The 7,987-nt window shown below is 68.3% G+C and carries 8 protein-coding genes; all 8 read right to left on the bottom strand.

The window, feature by feature from the left end:
• A partial coding sequence (locus tag WU80_RS23275; protein WP_055405864.1) for a HemK2/MTQ2 family protein methyltransferase occupies nucleotides 1–638 on the bottom strand: 638 nt, incomplete at its 3' end.
• Nucleotides 639–737: 99 nt separating this feature from the next.
• Nucleotides 738–1,292 carry a type 1 glutamine amidotransferase domain-containing protein gene (locus WU80_RS23270; protein ID WP_055399926.1) on the bottom strand — a complete coding sequence of 185 codons (555 nt, stop codon included), beginning with the start codon at nucleotides 1,290–1,292 and terminating at the stop codon, nucleotides 738–740.
• Nucleotides 1,293–1,308: 16 nt separating this feature from the next.
• On the bottom strand, nucleotides 1,309–2,481 hold the full coding sequence (locus WU80_RS23265) for a zinc-dependent alcohol dehydrogenase (protein ID WP_055399924.1): 1,173 nt from the start codon (nucleotides 2,479–2,481) through the stop codon (nucleotides 1,309–1,311).
• On the bottom strand, nucleotides 2,478–3,407 hold the full coding sequence (locus WU80_RS23260; protein ID WP_055399966.1) for an SRPBCC family protein: 930 nt from the start codon (nucleotides 3,405–3,407) through the stop codon (nucleotides 2,478–2,480). Before WU80_RS23260 ends, WU80_RS23265 begins: the two co-directional genes overlap by 4 nt.
• A gap of 178 nt (nucleotides 3,408–3,585) precedes the next feature.
• Nucleotides 3,586–4,572, bottom strand: a complete 987-nt coding sequence (locus WU80_RS23255; RefSeq protein WP_055399920.1) for an LLM class F420-dependent oxidoreductase — start codon at nucleotides 4,570–4,572, stop codon at nucleotides 3,586–3,588.
• A gap of 46 nt (nucleotides 4,573–4,618) precedes the next feature.
• Nucleotides 4,619–5,710 carry an NrfD/PsrC family molybdoenzyme membrane anchor subunit gene (gene nrfD, locus WU80_RS23250; RefSeq protein ID WP_055399918.1) on the bottom strand — a complete coding sequence of 364 codons (1,092 nt, stop codon included), beginning with the start codon at nucleotides 5,708–5,710 and terminating at the stop codon, nucleotides 4,619–4,621.
• Complete coding sequence (locus WU80_RS23245) at nucleotides 5,686–6,648, bottom strand: 4Fe-4S dicluster domain-containing protein (RefSeq protein ID WP_055399964.1); 963 nt, start codon at nucleotides 6,646–6,648, stop codon at nucleotides 5,686–5,688. Before WU80_RS23245 ends, nrfD begins: the two co-directional genes overlap by 25 nt.
• Nucleotides 6,611–7,987, bottom strand: a 1,377-nt coding sequence (locus WU80_RS23240) for a molybdopterin dinucleotide binding domain-containing protein (protein ID WP_304438000.1), incomplete at its 5' end; no start/stop codon positions are given. The genes WU80_RS23245 and WU80_RS23240, both read right to left, overlap by 38 nt.

The raw sequence follows: 7,987 nt of genomic DNA, 5'->3' as shown, positions 1-7,987 counted from the left end.
ATGTGTATAAGAGACAGCTCCAACCAGGTCGCGCGCGCCGTCATCACGGGGCCGAACGGTATCCATTTGGACGCAACCACTTCCGCGTCCATGCCGGCCCACTTCAGCGAATCCAGAGATTGCTGGACACCGGCGAGCGCCGAGTGCACGAGGAGCAGGGAACCCCCGTCGCACAGCAACTTTGGCGCCGCTTCGCACAGCGGGTCCAGCACCGTCCGTCCGTCGACGCCGGCGTTCCAGGCCCACGACGGGCCCGCGCTCGGACTGATGTGCTCGGTGTCGCCGCCGGGCGGTGTCGGCACATACGGCGGATTAGACACGACCACGTCGAACGGCGCGCAGTCCAGGGCGTCGCTCCATGTCCCCTTGCGGACATCGACATTCACGCCGGCGGCGGCCGCGTTGCCGCGCGAACAACCCACCGCGTTCGGGCAGATGTCGAAAGCCGTCACGTCCTCGCCGCCCATCTCGGCGGCGGCAATCGCGACGAATCCACTACCCGTACACAGATCGAGGACACGCCGTCCTGAAATGAGCCCGCTTTCCCACATTACCTCCACCAGCAATCGGGAATCCTCCTGCGGCTGATAAACGTTGGCAACAGCCGAGACGGCGGGTCCTGGATATGTTGTGGTCAACTTTGGCCTTTCGACGGATCGCCGGGGCGATCACTGCTTGGCCTGTGTAATGCCCGCAAACCGATGGGTTCAAACGGCGGGGCAATCGCCATTTCTTCGTTAACTCGCGGCCGCATGGGCGAATTGCTTGACAATGGCCGCGCAGAATGCCGGCAGGTCCTTCGGTGAACGACTGGTGATCAGGTTGCCGTCCACGACAACCTCCTGATCCACCACGTTGGCGCCGGCGTTGCGAAGGTCGGTGCGGATCGAGGGGTACGACGTGAGCGTGCGGCCCTCTGCCACACCGGCTTCCACCAGCGTCCACGGGCCGTGACAGATCGCGGCAACCGGCTTGCCGGAGCCGACGAACTCCCGCACGAAGTCGACCGCGTCGCCGTCCATCCGCAACTTGTCCGGATTCACCGTGCCGCCGGGAAGCACCAGGCCGTCGAATTCGGCTGCCGAAGACTCTTTCACCGCACGGTCGACCGGGAAAGTTCCGGCAGGTTCGAGATCGTGGTTGCGGGCCTGTATTTCTCCGGTCTTCAGCGAAAGCAGCTCGACTTGCGCGCCGGCCTCTTCCAGCGCCGCGCGGGGTTGTTCGAGTTCCACCTTCTCCACGCCGTCGGCCGCGAGAATGGCGACTTTCTTGCCCTGCAATTCATTTGCCATGACTATTCCCCTTTTATTACGTGGGATTGAGGATGACTTTGGTGCACCGGTCCTCTTTGTTCTTGAAGATCTCGTAGCCGTGGGGCGCTTGGTCGAGGCTCAGGTGGTGGCTGACGATGATGGTCGGGTCGATCTCGCCCTTGCGAATCCGGTCCAGCAGCGGGCGCATGTAGCGGTGCACGTGACACTGACCGGTCTTGATGGTCAGCGACCGGTTCATGACCGCGCCGATCGGGAACTTGTCCATCATGCCGCCGTACACCCCGACGATCGACAGGGTGCCGCCGTTGCGGCAACTCATTGCCGCCTCCCGAATGGCGTGTGGGCGTTCGGTTTCCAGGCGCGCGGCCTGCTTGACGCGGTCGTAGGCGTCCACCGGGGCGGAGCCGCTGCGCGCTTCCATGCCGGCGGCGTCGATGCAATGGTCGGGACCCCGCCCGGCGGTGATGTCCCGCAGCTCCTCGAGGACCGACGTCTCGGCGAAGTTGACCGCGGTGGCGCCGATCTGTTGGGCCAGCTCGAGACGATACGGAACGCGGTCGATGGCAATGACTTTCGCCGCTCCGAGCAGATAGGCGCTCATGATCGCGAACAGCCCGACCGGGCCGGCCCCCCACACGGCGACGACGTCGCCGGGGGTGATGCCGCACATCTCCGCGCCCATGTAGCCGGTCGGCAGGATGTCGGACAGGAACAGCACCTGCTCGTCGGTGAGGTCGTCTTCGATCTTCAACGGTCCCACGTCGGCGAACGGCACCCGCGCGTATTCGGCTTGGCCGCCGGCGAATCCACCCAGCATGTGCGAATAGCCGAACAGCCCGGCCGGTGAGTGGCCCATGAACTTTTCGGCGATACCGGCGTTGGGGTTGGAGTTCTCGCACAGCGAGTACAGGTCACGCTGGCAGGCGGAACACGCCCCGCACGCGATCGGGAACGGAACCACCACCCGATCGCCGACGGCCAGGTTGTTGACGGCCTTGCCGACTTCGACCACCTCGCCCATGAATTCGTGGCCCAGCACGTCGCCGTGCTTCACCGTGGGGATGTAACCGTCGTACAGGTGAAGGTCCGAACCGCAGATCGCGGTCGAGGTGATGCGCACGATGGCATCACGATCGTTGAGGATCTTGGGGTCCGGAACCGATTCGACTTGGACGCTGTTGCGGCCCGCCCACACGGTGGCCCTCATACTCTGGCTCCTTCATTCGGTTGAGCGGGCCGCTGATGCATCTGCCGGACCGCCGCCGTCCCCTCGGGGGACCCGTCCGAACGCAGCACCTGCCCGGTTTCGAGGATCTGTTTGAAACGCCGGAGGTCGTCGTTGACCTGTTGCTCGGGGGACTCCCCGAATAGGCTCGCCGCCGCCTTGCCGAACAGGCCACCCGGGATGTGGTAGCCGATGCTGACCCGGACCTCGGTGCCGTCGCCGGTGGCGGTGGGTGTGAATTCGACGCTGCCGCCGTTTTCGATCGCCGAGCCGGGCAGCGACTGCCAGGCGATCCGCTTGTCGGGGTCGTCCTCGGTGATCTGCGCGTCCCACTGCACCGACTGTCCGGCCGGGGCGTTGGCGACCCACCGCGACTGTCCGTCGGCGCCGGAGGTGACCGACTCGAGGTGGTGCATGAAGCTCGGCAGGTTTTCCAGGTCGCGCCAGAACCGGTACACCTCCTCGGGCGGGCGCCGCACGGTGACGGCGGCGCGCAGGGTGCGATGCCGGGCGCCATTGAGGTGCCGGCCGCCGCCGTTGGTCGTGCGCAGGGCCGTGTAGAGGTCGAGCCCCCCGATCCCCGCGAGCAGCGCGGTCGAGATCGCGCCCCGCCGTCGCCGCCCGGGGCCGCGGGCGGCCACCCCGGCCACCAACAACGCCACATCCAGGACGTCGCCGGCCACCCGGGTCCATACCAGCTTCTCGGGGCCACCCAACAGCGCCGCGCCGTGGCCGCATTCCCGCGCGCCCAGCGCGCGGATGACCCGGCGCGACCGGGTGGTGTCGTCCACGCCCGCGATCGCAGCAACCTTTCCGGGCGCGACCAACTCGGTCAGACCTAGCCCGAAACTAGCGCCGCTGAGCGCCTTGACCAAAGCGGAGGTGGTACTGGCGGATCGATCGCCCATCGTCAACACTCCTTGCCGTTCGGCGAACACATTTCGGGCAAAGTTGCTGCAAGACAGCCGCTTTGCAGGTCACGGGTAGTCGGCGCTGCTAGCCGGTATCCGCGCGCCCCGCCGGCCCGTACGGGCGGCTGCGCACGATTGAAGGCGGATACCCGGGCAGATACGGGCCAAACCTGGATTAGTTTGCTGCCTCGCGCAGCGCGGCAAGCAAAGGTTCGGCGGCTTCTTTCAGAAAGAGATCCTGCGATTCGCCGCCGACCTGCACCAGTGCGATGTCGGTGAACCCGGCCTCCCAGTACGGCCGGACCGCCTCGACGATGGCGTCGAGGTCGGGTCCGCAGGGGATGGAGTCGGCGACGTCCTCGGGCCGGACGAATTGGGTGGCGCCGGCGAAACCGGCCGGGGTCGGCAGGTCGGCGTTGACCTTCCAGCCGCCGGCGAACCAGCGGAACTGCTCGTGGGCGCGCTTGACCGCGGCGTCGCGGTCGGGGTCCCAGCACACCGGGATCTGGCCCACGACGCGGCCCCCACCGGCCAGGTTGGCGGCCTGGCGCGCGGCGTGCCAGGCGTCGACGAGCTCGCCGTCGGGTTCCACCGCGACGAAGTGGTCGGCCAGCCTGCCGAATCTTTCGATGCCCTTGGCACCGGCCATCGCCACCGCGATGCCGACCGGGACCTCGGGCACGTCCCACAGGCGCGCGGAGTCCACCCGGAAGTATTCGCCGGTGAAGTTCACCAGCTGGCCGCCGAACAGCTCGCGGATGATCTTGATGGCCTCGCGGAGCATGTCCTGGCGGCGCTCGACGGTGGGCCAACCCTTGCCGACGACGTGTTCGTTGAGGTTCTCGCCGCTGCCCAGGCCCAGGGTGAACCGGCCGTCGGACAGGATCTGCACGGTGGCGGCCTGCTGCGCGACGATCGCGGGGTGGTACCGCATCGTCGGGCACGTGACGTAGGTGTAGAGGTCCACCCGCTCGGTGGCGTGCGCGACCGCGCCCAGCACCGCCCAGGCGTTCGGCGCGTGGCCTTGGGACGTCAGCCAGGGCGAGAAGTGGTCGCTGCAGACCTCGAAGTCGAATCCCCGCTCTTCGGCCGAAACAGCTTGCCGTACAAGGTCTTTGGGCCCACTCTGCTCGGTCATCAGAGTGTAGCCGAAATTCGTCATGCCCTTATACGTACCCCGGCGCGCGATACGCAAACCGCCGCTTCGCTCAGTCCGCGGTGGTGATCGAGTCTCCCGTGATGCCCGCCGCGCGGCGCGCCGCCAGCCTGCGCTTCTGCGGCTCGATCGTGTAGCGCGGATCGCGGGTCGACGCCAGTCCCGCCTCGAAGAAGCCGAACCTCAGCATGGCCGAAGCCGTCAGCAGGGTCACCCCGGACAGGGCCGCAAGGCCGCGGTGACCGCCGCCGAGCAATGCGCCCAGGCCGCCGGCCGCGGCGAGCCATTCGCTCGCGGCCAGGAGCCGGCCGGGCCTGCCTTGGTGCAGCGGTTCCCTGGTCACCGGGTCCATTCGAAACTCGGTGAACCTGGCGGAGATCAGGTCGCCGACCGCGCCGATGACGGCCAGCGTGCGCGCGGGGCCCGCCTCGGACACCGGGGTGGTGATCATCGCCAACCCCGAGGCGGCCAGGCTTGCCGAACTGACGAACACGAACGGCAGGTCCCGGTAGGCGGCGTTCCAGGTGGGGGTGGCGGTGTCGGTGAGCAACACCGCGGTGTAGACGGCGAGCGGCGGCGAGAAGACGGCGGCCTCCAGCCCGGCCGGACCCTCCAGGGCGCGCAGGACGGGACGCAGCGGCCCCAACGGGATTCGTTCGCCGGTCATCCGGTCGACCTCGGACATCGCGGCCACCCCAATACCGGCGCCGAAAAAGCTGAGGATCCAGGAGCCGATGCTCATCGGCGAGGTCAGCTTGACCGTCCGCAGCATGTTGAAGAATCGCTCCGGCCGGCCCAGGTCCTTCACCAACGCGACCGCGCCCAGCCCGATCGCGATCAGGGCGGAGAGCCTCGTGTTGCGGCGCAACGTGTTTCGCCCGGTGAGCTGGGCGCCGGCCGCCAGCAGCCCCGAGCCGCCCGCGACGCCGCCCAGGAACAAATACGCCGCCACCTCGGGTCCCCACGGCGCGGGCTTGACGACCGGACGTCCGTAATACGAGGTGAACTCGGCGTCGGGAACCATCAGCGACTCATCGCGGCCACGGCGCCTGCGGCTTGATTTCCTGCGCTTCCCGCCCGCCGGCTCCGGCGGGCGAAGGCTGTCGAATTCCGAAGTGCTCACCGGCTCCTCCAGAACGCCCATGCGGCCGCGCCGACCATGCCGGCCGCGGCCATGGTCGCCCGCTTGAACATCTGCGGCAGGTCGGCCGTGCACACGCGCGGGTCCGGCGGCAGCCCGTACACCTCCGGCTCGTCGAGCAGCAGGAAGATCGACCCGGTGCCGCCGACGCCGTCGTGCTCGTTGGCCCCGTAGAGGCGGGCCTCCGTGAGTCCCTGGGCATGCAGCGCGGCGACCCGTTGCCTGGCCTTGACCACCAGGTCGTCGTGGTCGCCGAACTTGATCGACGTCGTCGGGCAGGTCTTGGCGCACGCCGGGATCTGGTCTTCGACGAGGCGGTCGTAGCACAGGGTGCACTTCTGGGCCACCCCGGAGACGGGTTTCTCGGCCGGGCGATCCGGCCGCTGCGCCGGCGTCGTGTAGGTGCCGTCGCTGCGGCGTTCGACGACACCGAACGGGCAACCCGCGACGCAGGTGCCGCACCCGTTGCAGACGTCATCCTGAACGACAACGGTGCCGAACTCGGTGCGGAACAACGCGCCCGTCGGGCAGACGTCCAAACAACCGGCGTGCGTGCAGTGCTTACACACGTCCGACGACATCAGCCAGCGGAACTCCGGGGTGTCCGGCGGCGAGGTATCCGGGGGCCGGGGGACCGCGGGCATGCCCAAATCGATGAGCGCGCGGCCGGATTCGCGCGCCTGGTCGATCCGGTCGCGGCCCTGCTCGATGAACGCCACGTGCCGCCAGGTGCTGGCGCCCAGCGAGCCGGTGTTGTCGTAGGACGAGCCCAGCAGCTCCAGGTCCCCGTCGCGCGGGTTGCGGTTCCACTCCTTGCACGCGACCTCGCAGGCCTTGCAGCCGATGCAGATGGAGGTGTCGGTGAAAAATCCCTTGCGCGGCTTGGGTTCTGCCCAGCCGGCGTCACTCGTCGGGTCGGTCGGTCCGCTCAGCTGACCCATCGGCTCCCCCTTCCCAGACTCCCTCGCTGATCCGTACGTTGCCGGTCTCGGCGGTGGCACCCGATCGCGACTGGTACTCGGCGATCAGGCGCAGCAGGTCCTCGCCGCGCGGCCGGCGCCCCGGCCGGATGTCGCACGAACCGGCCTTCGACTCCTGAATCTGCACGTTGGGATCGAGCGTCACGCCCAGCAGGTCGTTGGCCGCGTCCCCGCTCACCACCGCGTCGCCGCCGACGCCCCAGTGATATGGCAACCCGATCTGATGCACGGTGTGGCCGTTGACAATCAGTGGCGCAACGCGTTTGGTGATCAGCACCCGGGCCTCGATCGCCGCGCGGGGTGAGACGATGGTGGCCCATCCGTAGGGCTCCAGCCCGCGTTCGGCGGCCAGCTCCGGGGACACCTCGCAGAACATCTCCGGTTGCAGCTCCGAGAGATAGGGCAGCCACCGGCTCATTCCGCCGGCGGTGTGGTGTTCGGTGAGCCGGTAGGTGGTGAACACGTACGGGTACACGTCGGCCCCGGGTTCCCCGGCGCTGGGCGCGCTGAGATTGTCCTTGCGCGGGAACGTGATTCGTGCCGGGTTGCGCTGCTGGGGGTACAACGCGTTCGCGACCGGCGACTCCTGCGGTTCGTAGTGTGTGGGCAGCGGACCGTCGACCATACCCTTGGGCGCGAACAGCCACGCCTTGCCGTCGGCCATCATGATGAACGGGTCGTCGCCGGCAAGCGCGTCGGGCCCGCCGACATCGGGATCGGGCCGGACGTGCGGGGCGCGGTCGACGGGGAAATCGGGCACGTCGTCGCCGACCCAGCGGGCGCGCTGCTCATCCCACCAGATGTAGCGCTTGCGCTCGCTCCACGGTTTGCCATCCGGGTCGGCCGAGGCGCGGTTGTACAGGATGCGGCGGTCGGCCGGCCAGGCCCACCCCCACTCCGATTGACTCGGGCTCGGCCCGCCCAGCGGCGCTCGGCGGGCGGCCTGGTTGACACCCTCGGCGTACACGCCCGAGTAGATCCAGCATCCGCACGAGGTCGACCCGTCGGCACCGAGTTCGGTATAGCCGGGGACGGGCTGGCCGGCTTTGGGGCCCGTCAGGTAGCAGCCGCTGATTTCGGCCAACACCGCGGTGGGGTCGGGTTCGCCACTCTCGTCGGTGGGATAGTCCCACGTCAGATCGAGCAGTGGTCGGTCACGCGGGTCGGTGGAGCCGGCCAGCCGCTGGCGGATTCGCTTGCCCAGCTCTACGAAGAACTGCAATTCGCTCTGGCAGTCGCCGGGCGGATCGACCGCCTTGTGCCGCCACTGCACGAGGCGTTGGGTCTGGGTGAACGAGCC

Origin of the sequence: Mycobacterium sp. UM_11 (genome assembly GCF_001414075.1) — a bacterium.
GTDB lineage: Bacteria > Actinomycetota > Actinomycetes > Mycobacteriales > Mycobacteriaceae > Mycobacterium.
This window is presented reverse-complemented; position numbering and strand designations above follow the sequence as displayed.

Excerpts from the sequence above, each read along its gene's own strand:
- WU80_RS23270 (WP_055399926.1), bottom strand. The coding sequence starts at position 1,292 with ATGGCAAATGAATTGCAGGGCAAGAAAGTCGCCATTCTCGCGGCCGAC.
- WU80_RS23265 (WP_055399924.1), bottom strand. The coding sequence starts at position 2,481 with ATGAGGGCCACCGTGTGGGCGGGCCGCAACAGCGTCCAAGTCGAATCG.
- WU80_RS23260 (WP_055399966.1), bottom strand. The coding sequence starts at position 3,407 with ATGGGCGATCGATCCGCCAGTACCACCTCCGCTTTGGTCAAGGCGCTC.
- WU80_RS23255 (WP_055399920.1), bottom strand. The coding sequence starts at position 4,572 with ATGACGAATTTCGGCTACACTCTGATGACCGAGCAGAGTGGGCCCAAA.
- nrfD (WP_055399918.1), bottom strand. The coding sequence starts at position 5,710 with ATGGGCGTTCTGGAGGAGCCGGTGAGCACTTCGGAATTCGACAGCCTT.
- WU80_RS23245 (WP_055399964.1), bottom strand. The coding sequence starts at position 6,648 with ATGGGTCAGCTGAGCGGACCGACCGACCCGACGAGTGACGCCGGCTGG.